The sequence below is a fragment of the Achromobacter sp. RT286_PF genome, from assembly GCF_059760425.1.
The window spans coordinates 92,150-111,813 of sequence record NZ_JCBAMR010000018.1 but is presented as its reverse complement, the minus strand read 5'-3'; the positions used below and the strand labels follow the sequence as shown (position 1 = coordinate 111,813).

General features: G+C 64.1%; 15 protein-coding genes. 12 read left to right on the top strand and 3 right to left on the bottom strand.

The window, feature by feature from the left end:
- From AC6LJY_RS15990 to AC6LJY_RS15970, 5 genes are all read left to right on the top strand, one after another.
- Positions 1–1,061, top strand: a 1,061-nt coding sequence (locus AC6LJY_RS15990; protein ID WP_498136339.1) for a type VI secretion system Vgr family protein, incomplete at its 5' end; no start/stop codon positions are given.
- 2 nt (positions 1,062–1,063) lie between these two features.
- Positions 1,064–2,038 (top strand): DUF4123 domain-containing protein, encoded by a 975-nt coding sequence (locus AC6LJY_RS15985; RefSeq protein WP_498136338.1) that lies wholly within the window; start codon positions 1,064–1,066, stop codon positions 2,036–2,038.
- Positions 2,035–4,815: a toxin VasX gene (locus AC6LJY_RS15980; protein WP_498136337.1), complete on the top strand. Its 2,781-nt coding sequence runs from the start codon at positions 2,035–2,037 to the stop codon at positions 4,813–4,815. Before AC6LJY_RS15985 ends, AC6LJY_RS15980 begins: the two co-directional genes overlap by 4 nt.
- Positions 4,809–5,852, top strand: coding sequence for a hypothetical protein (locus AC6LJY_RS15975; protein WP_498136336.1), 1,044 nt, complete (start codon positions 4,809–4,811; stop codon positions 5,850–5,852). The genes AC6LJY_RS15980 and AC6LJY_RS15975 overlap by 7 nt, the downstream gene beginning before the upstream one ends.
- 11 nt (positions 5,853–5,863) lie before the next feature.
- Positions 5,864–6,913 (top strand): hypothetical protein, encoded by a 1,050-nt coding sequence (locus tag AC6LJY_RS15970; RefSeq protein ID WP_498136335.1) that lies wholly within the window; start codon positions 5,864–5,866, stop codon positions 6,911–6,913.
- On the opposite strand, the gene AC6LJY_RS15965 is transcribed toward AC6LJY_RS15970, so the two are convergent.
- Positions 6,901–8,169 carry an MFS transporter gene (locus AC6LJY_RS15965; protein ID WP_046806270.1) on the bottom strand — a complete coding sequence of 423 codons (1,269 nt, stop codon included), beginning with the start codon at positions 8,167–8,169 and terminating at the stop codon, positions 6,901–6,903. The genes AC6LJY_RS15970 and AC6LJY_RS15965 overlap by 13 nt on opposite strands.
- 107 nt (positions 8,170–8,276) lie before the next feature.
- Here AC6LJY_RS15965 and AC6LJY_RS15960 point away from each other — a divergent pair, with 107 nt between their 5' ends.
- On the top strand, positions 8,277–9,197 hold the full coding sequence (locus AC6LJY_RS15960; RefSeq protein ID WP_104143951.1) for a LysR family transcriptional regulator: 921 nt from the start codon (positions 8,277–8,279) through the stop codon (positions 9,195–9,197).
- A gap of 126 nt (positions 9,198–9,323) precedes the next feature.
- Positions 9,324–10,973 (top strand): mucoidy inhibitor MuiA family protein, encoded by a 1,650-nt coding sequence (locus AC6LJY_RS15955; RefSeq protein WP_223264835.1) that lies wholly within the window; start codon positions 9,324–9,326, stop codon positions 10,971–10,973.
- A 24-nt stretch (positions 10,974–10,997) separates the two neighbouring features.
- Here the strand turns inward: AC6LJY_RS15955 and AC6LJY_RS15950 are convergent, their stop codons facing one another.
- Positions 10,998–12,215 (bottom strand): EAL domain-containing response regulator, encoded by a 1,218-nt coding sequence (locus tag AC6LJY_RS15950; RefSeq protein ID WP_104143949.1) that lies wholly within the window; start codon positions 12,213–12,215, stop codon positions 10,998–11,000.
- A 304-nt stretch (positions 12,216–12,519) separates the two neighbouring features.
- Between AC6LJY_RS15950 and AC6LJY_RS15945 the strand changes: the two genes are divergently transcribed.
- Entirely contained in the window at positions 12,520–13,653 is a 1,134-nt protein-coding gene (locus AC6LJY_RS15945; protein ID WP_120155501.1) for a 3-deoxy-7-phosphoheptulonate synthase, read from the top strand.
- A 70-nt stretch (positions 13,654–13,723) separates the two neighbouring features.
- Here the strand turns inward: AC6LJY_RS15945 and AC6LJY_RS15940 are convergent, their stop codons facing one another.
- Positions 13,724–14,962 (bottom strand): NAD(P)/FAD-dependent oxidoreductase, encoded by a 1,239-nt coding sequence (locus AC6LJY_RS15940; protein WP_498136334.1) that lies wholly within the window; start codon positions 14,960–14,962, stop codon positions 13,724–13,726.
- 209 nt (positions 14,963–15,171) lie between these two features.
- Between AC6LJY_RS15940 and AC6LJY_RS15935 the strand changes: the two genes are divergently transcribed.
- The 4 genes from AC6LJY_RS15935 (at position 15,172) to AC6LJY_RS15920 (ending at position 19,630) form a co-directional block, all read left to right on the top strand.
- A complete protein-coding gene (locus AC6LJY_RS15935; protein WP_046806321.1) occupies positions 15,172–15,657 on the top strand; it encodes a hypothetical protein in 486 nt (161 codons plus the stop codon).
- 342 nt (positions 15,658–15,999) lie between these two features.
- Complete coding sequence (locus AC6LJY_RS15930) at positions 16,000–16,719, top strand: response regulator transcription factor (protein WP_046806276.1); 720 nt, start codon at positions 16,000–16,002, stop codon at positions 16,717–16,719.
- A 19-nt stretch (positions 16,720–16,738) separates the two neighbouring features.
- Positions 16,739–17,608 (top strand): HpcH/HpaI aldolase/citrate lyase family protein, encoded by an 870-nt coding sequence (locus AC6LJY_RS15925; protein WP_498136333.1) that lies wholly within the window; start codon positions 16,739–16,741, stop codon positions 17,606–17,608.
- A gap of 390 nt (positions 17,609–17,998) precedes the next feature.
- On the top strand, positions 17,999–19,630 hold the full coding sequence (locus AC6LJY_RS15920; protein WP_120155490.1) for an ATP-binding cassette domain-containing protein: 1,632 nt from the start codon (positions 17,999–18,001) through the stop codon (positions 19,628–19,630).
- Positions 19,631–19,664 lie beyond the last annotated feature (34 nt).

The following is a 19,664-nucleotide window of genomic DNA, read 5'->3' as shown; positions in this document are numbered from 1 at the left end:
AGGTCGACTGGAAACCCGCGCCCAGCCGCAAGCCGCTAGTGGACGGCCCGCAGATCGCCAGCGTGGTCGGCCCGCCCAATGAAGAAATCTACTGCGACGAATTCGGCCGCATCAAGGTGCAGTTTCCGTGGGACCGGCTGGGGCAGAACAACGAACACAGTTCGTGCTGGATCCGCGTGTCGCAGAACTGGGCGGGTGCGGGCTGGGGCCACATGGCCATCCCGCGCATCGGCCAGGAAGTCATCGTCAGCTTTCTGGATGGCGATAGCTCGCAGCCGATCGTCACGGGCAGAACGCACCGGTCGATCAACCCGCCGCCCTACGAGCTGCCGCGCCACAAAACGCGCATGACGATCAAAAGCCAGACGCATAAGGGCGAGGGCTATAACGAGCTGCGCTTTGAAGACGAACGGGACCAGGAAGAGATCTACATCCACGCGCAGAAAGACCAGAACATCCACGTCAATCACAACGAGACCACCTTCGTCGGCAACGACCGCAGCGAACAGGTCGAGCATGACGAAACCATCACCATCGGCCACGACCGCAGCGAATCGGTGGGCAGCGATGAAAAGGTCCACATCGGCCAGGACCGCCGCCACACCATCGGCCAGGACGACTTCCTGACCATCGACCGCAACCACACCATCGCCACCGGCCGCGACCGCACGGAAGACGTGGGCAACAACCGGCGCGACAAGACGGTGGCCAATCACTGGATTGAAACGGGCGGCCATGTGGAACATAAGGTGCAGGGGCATTTCCAGGTGCATGCGGGCGAGCGCATCGAGGGCAAGACGGTGACGCTGGAATTGCAGGCCGCGCAAAGCGTGGTCATCAAGGGGCCGGGCGGCACCATCAACATCGACGATTCGGGCATCACGCTGGACGCAGGCGCCCTTGTATTCAAAGGGCCCATCAATCAGCAATCCGGCGCGGCCAGCGGCCCGTCGATGGCGGGCGCCGCTACCCCAGGGCTTGCCATGGACCTGCTTTGCGCATTGCGCGCCGACGGCACCTGCCCCCGTGTGCCCTGCCCTTGCGGCATGCAAGGAGCCTGACGATGTCCTTCCCGGAACATGCCGGCTGGCCCCGTCAAACCGTCCGCGTCGTGCAAGCCCCCAGCATGGACAGCCTGGCCGACGATCGCGCGAGCGCGGATACGAATTCTTGCCCTGGCTACGGCTCTGCCTCTGCCTGGCTTTGGTTGGATGGCGCACGGTCTGCCACGCTGGAACACGAGGTGTCGTCATTGCAGTCCGGCGTGGATCGTCACTGGTTATGGCGCGGCACCGATTGGGAATACCAGCCGCCGGGATATCGCCATGGTCCGTTGCTGACGCCCGTCACCGCGCCGCTGCTGCAAGCCTTTATTGACGATTGGGCACCCCGGCAAATGGGTGTGCTGTTGTTTGCCGGCGATGACGCGCCGGCAAGTGCACACCTGAAGCACCTGCGTCTGATGCGGGCGCCCGATGGCGCGCCCATGCGATTCAACCTGACGGCCACGCGCCAATTGGAAGAGCTTTGCGAAGGTCTGCCTGCCGATCGCCTGGCGCAATTGCTGGGGCCGATACAAAGGCTGATCTGGCGCACCGCCGACGACGCGGGCGCGCTATGGCTGCAAGCCGATGTTCCTGTTCCGAATGAAACCGCGCCCGACCCTAGGGGCTTTGCGTTGTCGGCGGCTGAGGTAGACGCGGTCAACCGCGCCAGCTTTGCCTGCTTCATGCGCGAGGCCGTGCGCCGCCACGTGCCTGCCGATATGGCGACCAAGCACCCGGCCGCCCACGCCAAGCTGCTGCATCAGATCGCGTTGTTTACCGACGAAGCCGGGCTGATCAACCTGCGGCTCGAACGCGACATTCATCACTACATCGAATTGCGCCTCTACTTTCCGCAATTGCCATTCGAGAAAGATGCCGAATTGCGCGCCAATCTGGCCCGCCGCGACGAATCCGGGCTGTTGCGCCTGAACCACGCTGAACACCGCTTGAACACGATCACCGCCGCGATGGCATCAGGAACGCAATCATGATTCATCTGCAATGTCCCAAGGCGCTGCAACCGCCCCACCCTAGCGCCAAGATACTGGGCAAGGCGATATCCCCGCCGCCTTGCCAGCGTGGCATCCCCTTGTATCCCCTGCGCTATGGCATCACGGACAAGCCCTTTGATGCCAAGGTGTTCCCTACGCTGAGTACCGTCGGCTATCCGGCGTTGAGCGACGGCAAAGCCTACGGCTTGCGGGTACTGCGGCCACGCAGCTATGTCTACCTGTTCGTGCGCCAGAGCGGACGCATGTGGACGATCCACTATCAGGTCACCGACAACATCCGCTTCGCGCCTATCTGGTGGACCGAAGCCGACTACAAAGGCGACGTGCCGGGCCGCGCGGCCGTACCGGATGAAACGGGCGCAGCGCGCTACCTGCTTGCGCCTCCTGACCTGCAAGACGAGACCGTGCATGTCATGGTCAGCGACACGCTACTGAGCCACGCCGCGCTATGGGCCATTGAAAACAACAAAGAAAGTTGGCGCAGCCTGCTGGCCACCCCCGTAAAAATTGCGGGCGGCAAGCAAGCGCACGTCTTTCCCGCTACCTTGCTGCCAGAAGTCCGCGAGCTGTCCCAGACCGTGCTGCGCCAGTATCCCTGGAGTGAAAGCCGGCCACACACCGACGGCGTCCTGTCCACCCAGAACGCCATGACGGCCGCGACGCGGCCCCGCACGGACATCCAACCCCAAGCCGTTGTCGTGCAGGATCTGGCCGGGATGCTAAGTGAATTGAACATGTTCGTGGGCAGCAGGCTGGCGGATTTGCAGACCTACGGCGCCGACGCGGCTCACAAGCTGCGGGTGTCCCAGATGATCGATCAGTTGGGCAATCTGGCCGGCGATGAGGCCGGACACCAAACCCTACGAAATGACCCTATCGGCAGCGCCATGGGGCCGGGTGTCACCGGCCCGGACGTCCTGGCCTCTCGCGACCGCGCCAACCAGGCGCGCCTGGCCGCGTACCGCAAGCGCACTATGCACGCTCGAAATGTCGCACGCGCCCACTTCGCCGAACACCACCCCAAGCAGCTGCAAGCGCACGCCGATGACGTCGTCCGTGCCGCCGCCGATCTTTGGGCGTTGTTCAACAGCCAGCGCAAAGCCTACGACGCCATCGTCGACGTGCACGCGCCCGACACCCAGGGCTATCTGGACCTGCGCTGCCTTGCGGGGCACACCCTGCCCGCCCTGATCCACTGCACAGCCGGCAAGGACTTCTTGCTGGCGCAAGTCGAACCCGACGGCCCGGTGGGCTTATTGCAAAAAGCCGTGCTGGGCGCGCCGGAAGTCGTCAGCTACGCCAAGCTGGCCAGCGGCACCGTCCGCCAGGCAGCGGTCAATGCGTCCTTGGCCGCGCTGCAAAAAGTGCTGGAGACGCTACCGGCGGACGGCGCATCCAATCAGCTGAGCGTGATGCTGGGCGCCTTGGTCGCGCACGGCCAATTGAAATCGCCCGGCGCATTCTGGACCAGTGTGTACCGCCCGATCATGGAAGTGCTGGACGGCACCCTGGCGCGCGCCCACGACGTACCGCTGCCCGAAGTGGGTAATTGGGTGCGAAACAGCATGGGCCTCACCGGCGTCAACGGCTTTCGTCCACAGACCGTCGACCGCGCCGTGCAGACCCTTGTCACCTTGTATGACACCGAGGACGTGCAGGAGCGGCTGGAGCAATGCCGAAAATTGCCCGGACGCTTGCGCTTCTGGCACAACGCCCGCCTGGCGCTAGGCGGCGTCGCGGCGTTCGCCACGGTGTACAGCGCGGGCGAAGCATTCAAGGCGCTGGGGCGTGAGGATGGATTGACTTTGGGGAATGCGCTGAATGCGACTGGCAAGGTTTTGGGGGTGGGCGCGGCTGGGGCGACGATGACGAGGTTTTGGTTTGAGAAACAGCGCGACTTGGCGAAGGTGCGGGGGGAGACGGGGGCGGCTGCTGCGTTTGATGGGGCGGCCAAGAAATGGGAGATGGTGGCGATCGGGACGGCCGCTGTGGCCGCGATCGCGATTGGCGCAAAGGACTGGTGGCAGGCCGCCATGCAAGAGAGCGGCCAAGTCGCGGCAATCAGCTTCGTCAGTGGTTCAGTGCAATTTGCCGCAGGGGGGCTGGGCCTTTTTCACCTGTGGAGTAGGCTACGTCCTCTGAGCGCCATTAGCGCGGCCGAATCAAGCTCTTTACTGATAAAAGGCACACCCGGAGTGGCTCGACTTAGCGCCGGCACGATCGGGTGGATCCTTCTCGGAATCGAGGCCCTTTATCTTGGCCTTCGCCATCTCCACCAAGCCGCAGTCGACGAGGCAAGGGTCGAGACATGGATCCGACGTAGTGTGTGGGGCATGCCGGGCGGCCTGGAGCCTTTTGCGAGCGATGAAGAAGAGCTGCAAGAATTCCATCGGTTGTTCCAAGCTCCAAGCATGCAAAGCGACATCGCGGTATCCGAGGTATTGGCTTCTTCCCTGAAAGCGAAGCTAGCGAGGGTGGCAGGATTGCCGAACGATGTCCGAACCGTTTCCGTTTTCTTGCCAGGATGGCGGTCGCAAATCAGCCAGTACTCGATCAGCCAGCAACAGGCCCCGCGCTTGGGCGAGTTTTCAGGCCGCGAGGTGCGCTACGACGACCCGGACCGAGTCACCGTGATAAACGGCGTCGGCGTCGTCAAAATTGCCACGAACGCCCTGTTCGGTACGACGACAGTGAACTATCGCCCAAATGGTTTCACGGATGCCGATTACGAGATGGAGGCCAGCTCGTCATGGTGAAAAAGCTCCGCGCCATCGACCCCGCCACCATCCCGGACGCCGCAGTCGAATTCAAGCGTCAATGCGCACGTCTTGACGAGAGCGTGGATTTCGCCGCCTTGCCCGACATTCGCTACGCCATGGATCCCGAGCAACTATGGCTGACCGAAGACGTGTCCGATCCAGAGCAGTTCAATGAGCAATATATTGAGCCGCGTACGGAAGGGCAGCTTACGTTTTTGCTGCAACTGTCGACGCTTGGCGTGTCCATGTCCGTGACCATCGTATTCATTCTGGCCCCCCTGTTCGGGGAGTACCAGCACAAGGGCGCCCTCATCTGTATTCCGTTTTTACTGATGGCTGCGGCGGGTTTGTGGTTGGGAGCCGATGCGGCCATGTCGCCGGTACGGTTTAACCGGCAAGCGCAATTGGTGCACGTCTGTTATGGGAATACGGTGCTACACCTGCCATGGCGCGATGTGCGGCCCTACACAGAATTCGGCCATGGATACGCGCTACGTTTATGTTTCCCTAGGCCCTACCTAGAAATGATGCAACTGCCGTCCCAGGATCCCGAGAGCATTAGAAAAAGCAAATGGCCGTTGATCGTTGAAGGCGACTTTGACGTGCATGATAAGACGTTCTTCGACAAAAACCTTCACCGGCTGGAGTTCATCCGCCGCTATATGGAGCACGGGCTGAAGGCAATTCAAGCCGACCCAAAGTTTGTCGAGCAAGGCCTGGTTCGCAAGCCGACCGGCGACGACAAGTTGGAATGGTTGAACGGGCTGAACAATATCGCAGTCGTCTTCCTTTTCTTCTTCAACCTCTTCACCCTCAAGCCTCTTCTCGACCGCTGGATCAAGCACAAAGCCAGCACCTTTCGCTGGCCGGAAGAAGTCGAACGCCTATGCACGCCGGGCGCCGATCTATCCGCCTACGACACGCGCCCCGTCAAGTCCAGCGCCCGCTACTTCTATCGTTACGCTGGAATGGACAAGGGTGTGATCTTTGTGGATCACAAAGGCAGGCAAGTTCATTTGCGTAGCTCGGAGTAGTAAGAGAAGACATGGCAAGCAAACAGCTTCGCATCATCGACCCCTCAACAATCCCGGACGCCGCAGTCGAGTTCAAGCGTCAATGCGCACGTCTTGACGAGAGCATGGATTTCGCCGCCCTGCCCGACATACGCTACGCCATGGATCCCGAGCAGCTATGGCTGACCGAAGACGTGTCCGACCCCGAGCAATTCAATGAGCAATATATTGAGCCGCGTACGGAAGGGCAGATTACGTTTTTGCTGCAACTGTCGACGCTTGGCGTGTCCATGTCCGTGACCATCGTGTTCATTCTGGCCCCCCTGTTCGGGGAGTACCAGCACAAGGGCGCCCTCATCTGTATTCCGTTTTTACTGATGGCTGCGGCGGGTTTGTGGTTGGGAGCCGATGCGGCCATGTCGCCGGTACGGTTTAACCGGCAAGCGCAATTGGTGCACGTCTGTTATGGGAATACGGTGCTACACCTGCCATGGCGCGATGTGCGGCCCTACACAGAATTCGGGCATGGATACGCGCTACGTTTATGTTTCCCTAGACCCTACCTAGAATTGATGCAACTGCCGTCCCAGGATCCCGAGAGCATTAGAAAAAGCAAATGGCCGTTGATCGTTGAAGGCGACTTTGACGTGCATGATCAGACGTTCTTCGACAAGAACCTTCACCGGCTGGAGTTCATCCGCCGCTATATGGAGCACGGGCTGAAGGCAATTCAAGCCGACCCAAAATTTGTCGAGCAAGGCCTTGTCCGTAAACCCACCGGTGACAACAACGTCACCAGAACGGGCGGATGGAGCGATATCTTCAACATCTACGACATCCTCTTCAACCTCTTCACCCTCAAGCCTCTTCTCGACCGCTGGATCAAACACAAAGCCAGCACCTTTCGCTGGCCAGAAGAAGTCGAACGCCTATGCACCCCGGGCGCTGATCTATCCGCCTACGACACGCGCCCCGTCAAGTCCAGCGCCCGCTACTTCTATCGCTACGCTGGAATGGACAAGGGTGTGATCTTTGTCGACCACAAGGGGCGGCAGGTTCAGCCGCGCAATCAAGCCGGTTGACCTGCGTCCCCGCGACGTGCGCCGCTGGTGCGCCAGGCCAGGCCGGCGCTGATGGCCAATGCCAATGCCAACAAACCGCCGGCCATCGCGGCCACGCCCGGCCATTGCTGGGCCGCCCAGAAGTGGCCGCCCCAGGCGCCCAGCACGCTGGACCCCACGTAATACACCAGCAGGTACAGCGATGCGGCCAGTGCCTTGTAGCCTCGGGCCATCTGGCCCACCCAGCCGCTGGCGACCGCATGCGCCGCGAAAAAGCCGAAGGTAAACACCACGATACCGGCGATCAGGATGGGCAAGGAGTCGGACAAGGTCAGCAGCAACCCCGCCAGGGCCAAGCCTGTGGCGGCGGACAGCATGGCGCCCCGGCCGTGACGGTCGGCAAGGCGGCCGAAAAACGTCGAGGCAAAGATGCCGACCAGATACACGACGAAGATGAAGCCGATGAAGGTCTGGCTTAGCGAAAACGGCGGCAGCAGCAGGCGGAATCCCACGTAGTTGTAGACCGTGACAAACGCGCCCATCAGCAGGCCGCCCATGGCGAACAACGCGCATAAGGGCCCGTTCTTCAGGTGCGCGCCGACACCGGCCCGCACATCGCCCAGCACACCGGCCCAGCCACGCCCGCGTTGCGGCGTGAAGCGGCGCGAGGCGGGCAGCAACCACATGAACAGCGCCGCGGCCACGATGCCCACGACCCCCAGCGTGCCCATCGCGGCGCGCCAGCCAAAGTGATCCGAGACCAGCCCGGTGATGACGCGGCCGGACAGCCCGCCAAACGCGCTTCCGCTGATATACAGGCCCATCACGAAGCCCAGCGTGTCCGGTTCGACTTCCTCGGCCAGGTAGGCCATGGCGACGGCGGGGACGCCGCCCATCGCCACGCCTTGCAGCGCGCGCAGCGCCAACAGGCTGTGCCAGTCGGGCGCCACGGCCGCGATGGTGCCCAGCGCGGCGGAAGCCAGCAACGACCAGGCCATGACGCGCTTGCGCGGCAATGCTTGGGAGAACAGGCCGACAAAGAAGATCGCGATCGCCAGCAAGCCGGTGCACAAGGACAGGACCAGGCTGCTTTGCGCGGGCGACACGCCGAAGGCGCCAGTGAACAGCGGCATCAGTGGCTGCACGCAATACAACAGCGAAAACGTGGAAAAGCCCGCAGCGAACAAGGCCCATTGCGCGCGATGCAGTTCTGGCGTGCCGCGCGCCAGATAAGGGGCGGGCGTGGGGGTGGGAGAACTGGCGCTAGGGGCAGACATGGGAAATCTCTGAAAGACAAGCGGGCGACGCGCCCGCAGATCAAAAGTAGACTTTTCGCCTTGATATGTCCAATATATGAAACCCCTACCGTCCATACTTTAAAACGATGGAATTACGACATCTGCGCTATTTCACTGCGGTGGCCGAAGAATTGCATTTCACGCGGGCAGCGGCGCGCCTGGGAATTGGCCAGCCGCCGTTGAGCCAGCAGATTCAGCAGCTGGAACGCGAAATCGGCACACCGCTATTTCTCCGGCTTCCCCGCGGCATCGAGATGACCGAAGCCGGCGCCCAGTTCCTGGAAGACGCCCGCGCCATCCTGGCCAGCGCCGACCGCGCGATAGACACGGCCCGGCGGCTGGGACGAGGCGAGCGCGGCGCGATCACCGTGGGCTTCACGGCATCGGCCGTATTCCACCCGTACCTGCCTCGCGCCATTCGCGCTTATCGCGACCGCTATCCCGACGTGCGCATCACCTTGACGGAAAGCAACACCATTTCACTGCTGCGCGGGCTGCGCGTGGGCGAGGTAGACATCGCCTTTGTACGGCCGCCCTACTTGCTGGACGCGGAATTTGAATCCGAACGCGTCCTGGACGAACCCATGCTGGTCGCCCTGCCCCCCGATCACGCCTTAAGCCGCCGCCGCAGCGTACCGATTGCGGCGCTGGCCGATGAGGACTTCGTGCTGTACCCGCGCCCCATCGGCGCCGGCCTGTACGACGCCATCCAGTCCGCCTGCCAGCGCGCGGGCTTTGCACCGCGCGTCATTCAAGAGGCGCCGCAAATGGCGTCCATCGTCAGCTTGGTGGCAGCCGGCGTCGGCATTTCCATCGTGCCCGCCGCCATGCGCCACATGGGCGCGCAGGGCATTGAGTATCGCCCCATCAAGGGCGACGCCCCGCACGCTTTACTGGACATGGCCTACCGCCGCCATGACCGGTCCATGGCCGCAGGCAACGCCGTGTCGTTGCTGCGCCAACTGGCCCATCCCGAACGCGCGCAGCCGGCCGCATCGCCGCCGTAGTGCCCTGTCGCGTTTGTCATCTTCTGTAAAGCCCGCGCCTGGGACACCAGAGTAAATTGCGCTACCGCTGATCCGTCCCTGAGCCGGGACGCAGCTTCAGATATCAACCTTTTCAAAGGTGAACCCGTGCGACGTACTCTCTTGGCCTTGGCCCTTGCAACGATTCCCGGCTTGGGCGCAGCCGCCGCGCTGACCTCCGCCATCGGCGCGGTGACGGTCTATCAGGACCGCGCGGTCGTCACGCGCTCGGCCACCAGCGAGTTGGCGGCGGGCGAGCATGAGCTGACCCTGGAAAACCTGCCCGCATCATTGCAGGAGAATTCCCTGCAAGTGTCGGCCAAAAGCACCGGCCAGGCCTCGTTGCTGGACGTCAAGGTGCGCGACGCCTTCAACGCCGACACGGCCAACGAACGCGTTCGCGCCTTGCAGGAGCAGGTGCGCAAGCTGGAAGGTCAGATGGCCCAGCTGGATGACGAGGCCGCCGTCCTGGACAACCAGCGCGAGCTGGTCTTGATGATGCAGCGCGGCGCCACCGAGCCCTCCAAGGACAGCGCCCGGCTGACCTTGGAAGAACTCAAGGCCATCCAGACGCTTAGCGCGGACAGCCTGGCCAAGGCACTGGCCGGATTGCGTCAGGTCGCAACGCGCAAAGAAGCGCTGGAACGCGAGCTTGCCGCATTGCAAAACCAGCTGAACGTGGTGCAAGGCCAGATGAGCCGCCGCACCAAGACCGTTACGTTACGGGTCAACCTGGCGCGTGCGGGCAAGGTCGACCTGGCAGTGTCGTACGCCGTCGGCGGCGCGCGCTGGACGCCTGCCTATGACGCCCGCCTGCGTCCCGCCGACCGCAGCGTGGATCTGGGTTACTTCGGCGTCATTCGCCAGAATTCCGGCGAAGACTGGAACAACGTCAAGTTGACGTTGTCCACTGCCCGGCCCGCCTTGGGCGGTGGCGCGCCGACCTTGCAACCGTGGATCATCGATGTGGCCGCCCCACCGCCTCCGCCGCCGCGCCCCATCGCCGCGCCCGCGCCTGCCGTATCCAGCGAAATGGCCATGAAGCGCGCGCCGCGCGGCGCCAGCCAGGCCTATGCCGAAAGCGCGCAGGCCGACGTCATGCCGGAACCGATCGACGTGCGCACCGCGCAGGTACAAAACGAGGCCACCAGCGCGTCGTTCCAGATCCAGAACCCGGCCACGCTGCCCTCGGACAACTCTACCCAGCGTGTGGCGATCGCAACCGCCAAGCTGCCGGCCACGCTGCAATATCAATCCACGCCCGCGCTGCGCGAAGCGGTATTCCTGACGGCGCAGGCCAGCAACAACACCGATTTTCCGTTCCTGGCCGGCCCGCTCAACACCTTCCTGGACGACGCATTCGTCGCGTCCAGCGCCATGAAGGCGGTGATGCCGGGCGAAAAGGTCGAACTGGCGATGGGCGCCGACGACGGCATCTCGATCAAGCGCCAGCTGGTCAACCGCTACACCGAAAGCACGGGTTTTTCGGGCAGCGGCAAGCGGGTGACGTACGAATACAAGATCACGGTCAAGAACAACAAGGCCACCAAGGAACAGGTGTCGTTCAAGGACCGCCTGCCGGTCTCGCGCAACGAGAAAATCGTCGTCAAGCTGCTCTCGCCCGCCGACCGCGACATCAAGCGCGAAGAAGACGGCAAGCTGGTCTGGAATTGGGACCTTGAACCGGGCAAATCGCGCGAGACCGTTCTGAAGTTCTCGATCGACTATCCCGGCGACATCGACGTGTCCGGCATCTGATTGCCCCGCCTGCCGCCGGCCGCTTCAGTGCTGGCGGCAGAATTCGATGAACGCTTGCGGCTCCAGGGGGATGGACAGGCCATAGCCCTGGGCCACGTCGCAACCCAGCTCGCGCAGCAGTTGCAGGTCGCGTTCCTGCTCGACCCCTTCGGCGACCACGCGCCGGCCCAGCACCCGGCCCATTTCGATGGCCGCGGCCACCACCGCGCGTGAGGCGGCTTCGCGGTGCATGTGGACGATAAAGTCCCGGTCGATCTTGAGTTCTGTAAAAGGCATGGCGGAAAACAGCCGCATCGAGGCGATGCCCGCGCCGAAGTCGTCCATGGCCAGTTCAAAGCCGCGCACGCGCAGCAGGTTCAACGCGGAAGACAGCGCCAGCCAATCGTTGACGGGCTCGTCCTCGGTCAGTTCAATCTTGATCAGGCGCGCCGGCAGTCCCGCCTGCGCCACCCGCTTTTCCAGCACGGCCGGCATATCGCGAGAACACAGCGTGGACGCCGATGCGTTAATGGCGATGGGCACGGCGATGCCTTCGGCGTGCAGCGTTTTCTGCACCTCCAGCACGCGATCCGTCACGCGCAGAAACAGCATGCGATCCATGCCCAGGCGATGCGCGGCCGGCACAAAATCCACGGCGGATATGGCGCCCAGCTCGGGATGATCCCAACGCGACAGCGCTTCGGCGGCCAGCACCTTGCCGGTGGACAGGCTCATTTGCGGTTGCAACACCACGCTCATGCCCACGCCCGTGATCAAGGCCCGGCCAAGTTCGGCCTCGACCACTTCGCGGCGGATGGATGGATGTTGGGGCGTGGTCACGTCCTCGGCGGCAAGCCCGGCCTTGATGGCCTGGTGCATGGCCGTGCGGGATACCGGCTTGGACAGCGCCTGCGCCGACGGACAGCCGGCTTGCAGCGCCAGCCGTACATGTGACTGCAACAGCTCTTCGCTCAGGCTGCTGATCCAGATGATGGGAGGCATGCTTTTTAGCCGGCCCACATCCACCAGGCGCCGCAATTCGTTGGGCATGTGGGTGCCGTCGCCGTCGCTCATCACGATGTCGCTGATCACCAGGTCGTAGTACTGCCGGCTTAACGCGCTGACCGCTTCCGTGCTGCTGCCCAACCCGGCAACCCGCCGATATCCCAACGCCAGCAGCATGTTCTGCAGATAAGCACGTTCAACGGGGTGATCTTCAACGAGAAGAATTCGTCGAGCGGCTCCGGCGTCGGTTTTTGGCATTCGTTTTCGTCCTAGCTTATAGGTCGAGCCCTGGCAGGCGGCCGCTGGTTCTGTTCGGGTTCCCATGCTACGGCATTCACTTGCGATCTGTCGTCGACGGCAAAGGGCTAAGGCAATTTCCGGGCCGATAGGCGTAGGTTTAAGAACACCCTGGCCGCAATTGCCTCGTCCCGTTGTCCACGCACAACGCACCGGCTCGTCCAGACGGACGCCGCCCCGCCGCCCGGGGGTGGGCGCGCGGGTGCGATAATGGCCGCCTTTACGCATCTTGCGCAGCTTGCGCAACCACGGCACGGAGCTTCCCTTGACCCGCATTGACGACCCCCAGCACGACCGCGAGGTCGGCACGGCCGACTCGACCCAGGACAACACGCGCACCGACGACACCCGCATCAGCGCCGTTCGTCCCCTGATTTCGCCCGCGCTCCTGCAGGACGAACTGCCCGTATCCACCGCTATCCAGACGCTGGTCGAGGAAAGCCGCGCGCAGATCGCCAACGTGCTGCACGGCCGCGACGACCGCCTGCTGATCGTCGTGGGTCCCTGCTCCATTCACGACCATGGCCAGGCCATGGACTACGCGCGCCAATTGCGCGCCGCCGTCGATCAGCACAAGAAAGACCTGCTGATCGTCATGCGCGTGTACTTTGAAAAGCCGCGCACCACGGTGGGCTGGAAGGGTTACATCAACGATCCGCGCCTGGACGGCAGCTTCCGCATCAACGAAGGCCTGCGCCGCGCGCGCGAACTGTTGCTGGACATCAGCGGCCTGGGTCTGCCGATTGCCACCGAATTCCTGGACTTGCTCAGCCCGCAGTACATCGCTGACCTGATCGCCTGGGGCGCCATCGGCGCGCGCACCACCGAAAGCCCCAGCCACCGCCAGCTGAGCTCGGGCCTGAGCTGCCCGCTGGGGTTCAAGAACGGTACCGACGGCGGCGTGCAGATCGCAGCCGACGCCATGGTTGCCGCCAGTGCCAAGCACGCGTTCATGGGCATGACCAAGATGGGCATGGCCGCCATTTTCGAGACGCGCGGCAACCAGGACACGCATGTGATTCTGCGCGGCGGCAAGCAGGGCCCCAACTATGACGCAGCCAGCGTCGACGCCTGTTGCGCCGCCCTGCGCGCCGCCGGCCAGCGCGAACAGGTCATGATCGACTGCTCGCACGCCAACTCCAACAAGTCGCACCTGCGCCAGATCGACGTGGCCAACGACATCGCCGCGCAGCTGGCGCAAGGCGATGCGCGCATCACCGGCGTCATGATCGAAAGCCATCTGGAAGAAGGCCGCCAGGACCTGAAGCCCGGCCAACCGCTGCGCCGTGGCGTGTCGATCACCGACGCCTGCCTGGGCTGGAGCCAGACCGAACCGGTGCTGGAAACGCTGGCACAGGCGGTGCGCCAGCGCCGCTTGAAAGTGGCCGGTACGGCGTAACCACACGCCCACGGGGGGGCCGTCAACGCGACTGCCCTGCCCCAGCGCCACCGCCACCCCTGCCGCTTGCTTAGCGGCGCAATGCGTAAGGCGCGGGGTCCATGTCCGGCGTCTGGCCGGTGATCAGGCTGGCAAGCAGCTTGCCGGTCACCGGGCCCAACGTGAAGCCATGATGCGCGTGGCCGAAGGCCATCCACAACCCCTTATGCCCAGGCGCGGGGCCGATCACCGGCCGCATGTCCGGCATGCAAGGCCGGCAACCCATCCACGGTTCCTGCTCCACCGCCGCGCCCAGGGGCAGCAATTGCCCCGCCAATGCCCGCGTACGCTGGATCTGGATGGGCGACGGCGGCGCATCCCGATGCGCAAACTCGGCCCCCGTGGTCAGTCGCACGCCCCGCGTCATCGGCGTCACCACAAAACCGCTGTCGATGTCCGCCACCGGATGCGACAAGGTCGCGCCCGCGTCCAGCGCAAAGTGCTGGTGATAGCCGCGCTTGACCGCCATGGGAATGCGGTAGCCCAACGGCCGCAGGATATCCAGCGACCACGGGCCCATCGCCACCACTACATCGCGCGCCTCGATCCGGCCGCCGTCGGCCTGCACCTGCCAACGCCCGGCGCCCGAGTCCTGAAGGGTGCGGGCGTCGCCGCGTACCAGTTGCCCGCCCCGTTGTTGAAACAGCGCCGCGTAGCCGCGCGTGACGGCGCCGGGGTCCGACACGTTGACGGGGTCCAGCCAATGCACGGCACCCACCGCCCGCTCCGACAGGGACGGCTCCAGCGCCGTCAAGGCCTGCCGGTCCAACACCCGGTAATTCAGCGCATACGGCGCCAGTGCCTCGGCGTCGGCGATTGCCTGCGCCAGGCCGGCTTCGGTGCGCGCGGCGTCAATCCAGCCATTGCGGCGAAACAGCGGCGCCAGATTCGCGTCGTCTTTCAGCGCGTCGTGCTCGGCCACGCTGCGCTCGATCAGCGGCAGCATCGCCTCGGCCGCACGCGCCAGCCGCGTTGGCGACGAATGCCACCAATAACGCAGCAGCCATGGCGCAATGCGCGGCAGAAAGCGCACATGGTAGCTGACGTCGGGCGTGTTGTTGCGGGCATAGCGCCACAGGCTGCGCCAATCCCGGGGAAAGGCGTACGGAATCACGCTGGCCCGTTCAATCAGGCCCGCGTTGCCATAGCTGGTTTCTTCGCCAGGCCCCTTTCGGTCCAACAGCACCACCGAGCGGCCGCGCGCCAAGAGATGCAGGGCCGTACTGACGCCGACTATGCCCGCGCCCAGAACCACAACGTCTGTTTTCATGCGCCGAATTCTGCGCTTGCGCCCCATGTTCGGCAAGCGACGCGCATCGTAGAATCGCGCTCGTCGGCCCCCTCATCAAATTCACGCTGCTTCGGCAAACATCTGAAACAATTGGTATCATGCGCGTCGGCATGGCCGCGTTGACCGTACGCGCCAGCCTCTTCAGATTGCCGGACGCCGTTGTCCGGGCCGCCACTTTCAAGTCAGGTATGGACAGCTCTCCCCTTATTCCCGCCGCCCTTTCCGTATCGCGCCACAGCGTATTCATCTACACCGAAGAACAGCGCGGCAACCAGCTGGTTGAATCCCCGGTTATCGGCATGCTGTCCGATATTTCCGGCTCCGAAAAACTGCTGGTGGTGCAGGACCCGCACAGCGGCTTGAAGTTCATCTACCGTGTGGATCACGAAAGCAGCAATCTGGACGCCGCCGCCATTACGGAACACGAGCCCGCGGCGTTCGACGGCAAGACCTCGGTGCAGATCAACGCCATGTCGTACCGCCTGGGCAGCGCCGAGAGCGCGATGAAATTGCTGCGGGGCAAAACGCAATGGATCCAGGACAAGGGATCGGTGTTGTCGGTGTTGCTGCAAAATGCCGCCGCCCGCAAGACCCGTTTCGCCTCGGCGCGCATCGAGCGTGACCGCATGCGCAAGGTGCCGGCGGGCGTGCCGATCGAATACCTGCCTACATAAATCGGATGGCGCCAGCCGGTAGCGCCTTATCCACAATTTCTGTGGATAAGGCAGCCGCCGATGCAAGGTGGGCGGCCTTTTGGGGGATGCGCAACGGGCTGCGCAAAGTTTGATCAGGCACGGTTTTGGCGCCGCCCGGATGGCATCCGCCACGTTTGCCGCGCCGCCGCAACGTCGTTGGTGATATTCTCCGCAGGCGCCACGATACGAAACGTATCTGGCCGGCCACGTGCCCGCGCAAGCGGACTCTCTTCCCAAAACAGATAGCCACAGCATGTCAGCAGCCACCCGCGTGCTTGCCCTTGGATCGCGTCACGTGCGTACGCCGGCGCGTACCCCGCCGTGACCATCATCGTTGTCGACGATCACGGTGACTGGCGCGACACCATCGTCGAGACCATCCAGGACCTGGGGCTGGACAAAGCCATCCTGACCGCGGGATCGCTGGCCGAACTGGACCAACTGCTGCTGACCGTCACGCCGGGCATCCTCGTGCTGGACGCCATGCTGCCCGACGGCGACGCCTTCACCCGCATTGCGCATCTGCGGACCTGCTATCCATCGATGGGCATCATCATGCTGACCGGCCGCCTGCTCAGCGAAGACAAGGTGTCCGGCCTGAGCCTGGGCGCCGACCATTACCTGACCAAGCCCGTCAACCTGGCTGAGCTGGGCGCTACCCTGGTGTCGTTGTCGCGGCGGCTGCGCGTGGTGCCCGCGACAGGCATGCACGATGCCGAATCCGATGCGTGGCGTTTTGATCCCTCGCGCCGTACGCTGGTTTCGCCCGAGCGCGTCTGCGTGGACATCACCGACACCGAATGCCGCTTGATCGGCGCGCTGATCCAGGCCGCGCCGCTGCCGCTATCACGCGGGCGGCTGGTGGAAGCGCTGGGCGCCAGCGTCGACGCCTACGACACCCACAGGCTGGACGCCCACATGCATCGCCTGCGCCGCAAACTGCGCGCGCTGGCGGGCGGCGACATGGGCATCCGCACCGTGTACGGCGTAGGCTATGTCTGCACCACGCCCGTGCAGGTCGTGGGCAATTCCAAACCCTGAGCCGATCCTTCCCGATTTCATGACTTCTGCCATCCGCCCCCGCCGCTCCGTCCTCTACATGCCCGGCGCCAACGCGCGTGCGCTGGACAAGGCCCGCAGCCTGGACGCCGACGCGTTGATTCTTGACCTGGAAGACGCCGTCGCGCCCGATGCCAAGGCCCAGGCGCGCGTGCAAGTGGCCGCGGCGCTGACGGCGGGCGGCTATGGCCGGCGCGAGCGCATCGTGCGCATCAACGCGCTGGACACGCCCTGGGGGCTGGACGATGTAGCAGCCATTGCGCGAGCGGGCGCTGACGCCGTGCTGCTGCCCAAGGTGCAATCCTCCGCGCAGTTGCACGCCCTGGCCGACGCGCTGGATGCCGCCGGCGCGCCGCCGGATCTGCCGCTGTGGGCCATGGCCGAGACGCCGCTGGGCTTTCTGCGCCTGGACGCCATTGCGGGCGGCCACCCCAGGTTGCGCGCCATCGTGGTCGGTACGTCGGACCTGGTCAAGGACCTGCACGCGCGCCATACCCCGGGCCGCGAAGAAACATTGCTGGCGCGGTCGATGGCCGTCATGGCCGCGCGGGCCCACGGCCTGGCGGTGCTGGACGGCGTGCATCTGGACTTACACGACGACGCCGGTTACGCCGCCACCTGCCGCCAGGGGCGCGACCAGGGGTTCGACGGCAAGACGCTGATTCATCCCAAGCAGATCGCGGCCGCCAACGCAGCGTTTGCACCGACCGACGATGAAGTGGCGCTTGCCCGCAAGCGCCTGGACGCGTGGCGGGCGGCCCAGGCCGAAGGCTTGGGCGTGGCCGTGGTGGACGGGGCGCTGGTTGAAAACCTGCATGCGCAAGAGGCCGAGCGCGTCTTGGCTTTGGCTGCCGCCATCGCGGGCGCGTAGCCCGATTCTGGTGACCCGAAGCCAGCACGCGGGCAATATGCTGCTGTTTTGCCGCAACAATCAGAGCAAAACACGTCTGAATCCTGCCAGGATCCCACTCGAATCCTGCCCACGGCACAGCGCCGGCTGCGCCAAGGCGCGCGGCCCGGTACAATAGCGCCCACGATTGGACGACGCCCCTACCCCTGGGGCGTGTCTTTTTTCTATTCGCGCCCGCTGTCCTGCCGCTGTTTGGTTATTGTCTTGCCGATGTTTTGTCGCTGCCTTTGGCCGCGGCGCCGGCCACCCAGGCATTTGCGCGCGAACTCGCCCGGTTCCCTTTTTTGCGCCGCCCCTTGTGGCGGGAGCCACGCCGCGCGCTTGCCGCGCCACCCCCCTGCCCCAAGATTCATGATCCGCTTCCAACAAGTTTCACTCATGCGCGGCGTCAAGCCCTTGCTCGACAAGGTCGACCTGCTCTTGAACCCCGGCGACAAGATCGGCCTGATCGGCGCCAACGGCGCCGGCAAGTCCAGCCTGTTCGGCCTTTTGCGCGGCACGCTGCACGCGGACCAGGGCGACCTGGACTACCCGTCCAGCTGGCGCATGGCCTACGTGGCGCAGGAAACCCCCGCGTTGGACCGCCCCGCCATCGAATACGCGATTGACGGCGACGTCACCTTGCGCAAGCTGGAAGCCGAACTTGCCGCCTTGGAAGCCGAACCGGAAAGCGCCGAAAATGGCCTGCGCATGGGCGACATTTATGCCGCGCTGGCCGACGCCGATGCCTACACCGTGCACTCGCGCGCCGAACAACTGCTGACCGGACTGGGCTTCACGCAAGAACAGATGCACCTGCCGCTGACCAGTTTTTCCGGCGGCTGGCGCATGCGCCTGAATCTGGCGCAAGCGCTGATGTGCCCGTCCGACCTGCTGTTGCTGGACGAGCCCACCAACCACTTGGACCTGGACGCCATCATCTGGCTGGAAGACTGGCTCAAGCGCTATGCCGGCACGCTGATCGTCATCTCGCACGATCGCGACTTCCTGGACGGCGTGGTCAACGTCATCGTCCATATCGACGAACGCAAGCTCCGCCGCTACTCGGGCAACTATTCGTCGTTTGAACGCCAGCGCGCCGCGCAACTGGAACTGGCGCAAGGCATGATGGAAAAGCAGATGCGCCAACGCTCGCACCTGCAATCCTTTATCGACCGCTTCAAGGCCCAGGCCAGCAAGGCGCGCCAGGCGCAAAGCCGCATCAAGGCGCTGGCCCGCATGGAAGAGATGGCGCCCCTGCGTGCCGCCGCCGAATTCTCGTTCGAATTCCGCGAGCCGCTGCGCGCGCCCAACCCCTTGCTGACCATGGACAAGGTCAGCGCGGGCTACCGCGTGGAATGCGAAGACACGCAGGCCGTGTCCGACAAGATCATCGTGTCCGGCATCAACTTTTCGCTGCAAGCCGGGCAACGCATCGGCTTGCTGGGCATCAACGGCGCGGGCAAGTCCACGTTCATCAAGACCATCGCCGGCGACCTGACCACGTTGGCCGGCGACACGCAATTCAACAAGGGCCTGTCCATCGGCTACTTTGCCCAGCACCAGGTCGAAATGCTGCGCCACGACGAATCGCCGCTGTGGCACATGACGAAGCTGGCGCCCACGGTGCGCGAACAGGAACTGCGCAACTTCCTGGGCAGCTTCAACTTCAACGGCAACATGGCCACCAGCTCGATCGCGCCGTTCTCCGGCGGTGAAAAGGCGCGCCTGGCGTTGGCGCTGATCGTCTGGCAGCGCCCCAACCTCTTGCTGCTTGACGAGCCCACCAACCACCTGGACCTGGAAACGCGTGAAGCACTGACTACCGCGCTGGCGCAATTCGAAGGCACCTTGATGCTCGTATCCCACGACCGCCACCTGCTGCGCGCCACCACCGACGAGTTCATCATCGTGGCCGACGGCGCCGTGCGTCCGTTCGATGGCGACCTGGACGACTACAAGGACTGGCTCTACAAAACCAAACTGGCCGCCAAAGCCGCCTGATCGCGATACAATCCCGCGAATTGCCCGCACGCGT

What these genes read in the sequence shown, in the direction of transcription:
- AC6LJY_RS15985 (WP_498136338.1), top strand. Translation starts at nt 1,064, where the DNA reads ATGTCCTTCCCGGAACATGCCGGCTGGCCCCGTCAAACCGTCCGCGTC.
- AC6LJY_RS15980 (WP_498136337.1), top strand. Translation starts at nt 2,035, where the DNA reads ATGATTCATCTGCAATGTCCCAAGGCGCTGCAACCGCCCCACCCTAGC.
- AC6LJY_RS15975 (WP_498136336.1), top strand. Translation starts at nt 4,809, where the DNA reads ATGGTGAAAAAGCTCCGCGCCATCGACCCCGCCACCATCCCGGACGCC.
- AC6LJY_RS15970 (WP_498136335.1), top strand. Translation starts at nt 5,864, where the DNA reads ATGGCAAGCAAACAGCTTCGCATCATCGACCCCTCAACAATCCCGGAC.
- AC6LJY_RS15965 (WP_046806270.1), bottom strand. Translation starts at nt 8,169, where the DNA reads ATGTCTGCCCCTAGCGCCAGTTCTCCCACCCCCACGCCCGCCCCTTAT.
- AC6LJY_RS15960 (WP_104143951.1), top strand. Translation starts at nt 8,277, where the DNA reads ATGGAATTACGACATCTGCGCTATTTCACTGCGGTGGCCGAAGAATTG.
- AC6LJY_RS15950 (WP_104143949.1), bottom strand. Translation starts at nt 12,215, where the DNA reads ATGCCAAAAACCGACGCCGGAGCCGCTCGACGAATTCTTCTCGTTGAA.
- AC6LJY_RS15940 (WP_498136334.1), bottom strand. Translation starts at nt 14,962, where the DNA reads ATGAAAACAGACGTTGTGGTTCTGGGCGCGGGCATAGTCGGCGTCAGT.
- AC6LJY_RS15935 (WP_046806321.1), top strand. Translation starts at nt 15,172, where the DNA reads ATGGACAGCTCTCCCCTTATTCCCGCCGCCCTTTCCGTATCGCGCCAC.
- AC6LJY_RS15925 (WP_498136333.1), top strand. Translation starts at nt 16,739, where the DNA reads ATGACTTCTGCCATCCGCCCCCGCCGCTCCGTCCTCTACATGCCCGGC.
- AC6LJY_RS15920 (WP_120155490.1), top strand. Translation starts at nt 17,999, where the DNA reads ATGATCCGCTTCCAACAAGTTTCACTCATGCGCGGCGTCAAGCCCTTG.